A 724-nucleotide genomic window follows, 5' to 3' on the forward strand; every position below is an offset into this window, starting at 1 on the left:
TATCGCCACCAGACAAGAGAGATCGTTCTCTCAAAACTGTAGACTCATCAATTCACACAAACCTTAGACTAGATCAAAGCCTCGACCGATTAGTATCATTCAGCTCCACACGTCGCCGTGCTTCCACCCATGACCTATCTACCTCATCGTCTCTGAGGGGTCTTTCTTGATTGCTCAAAGGGAAATCTCATCTCGGAGGGGGCTTCATGCTTAGATGCTTTCAGCACTTATCCCGTCCGCACGTAGCTACCCAGCGATGCTCCTGGCGGAACAACTGGTACACCAGCGGTGCGTCCATCCCGGTCCTCTCGTACTAAGGACAGCTCTCCTCAAATTTCCTGCGCCCACGACGGATAGGGACCGAACTGTCTCACGACGTTCTGAACCCAGCTCGCGTACCGCTTTAATGGGCGAACAGCCCAACCCTTGGGACCTACTCCAGCCCCAGGATGCGATGAGCCGACATCGAGGTGCCAAACCTCCCCGTCGATGTGGACTCTTGGGGGAGATCAGCCTGTTATCCCCAGGGTAGCTTTTATCCGTTGAGCGATGGCCCTTCCATGCGGAACCACCGGATCACTAAGCCCGACTTTCGTCCCTGCTCGACTTGTAGGTCTCGCAGTCAAGCTCCCTTCTGCCTTTGCACTCTTCGAATGATTTCCAACCATTCTGAGGGAACCTTTGGGCGCCTCCGTTACTGTTTAGGAGGCGACCGCCCCAGTCA

General features: G+C 54.7%; 1 rRNA gene. It reads right to left on the reverse strand.

Going from position 1 to position 724, the window contains the following annotated elements:
• Positions 1–69 precede the first annotated feature (69 nt).
• Positions 70–724 (reverse strand): 23S ribosomal RNA (locus tag SM447_RS29285); the annotation flags it as partial.

It is taken from the genome of Micromonospora aridisoli (assembly GCF_056150025.1).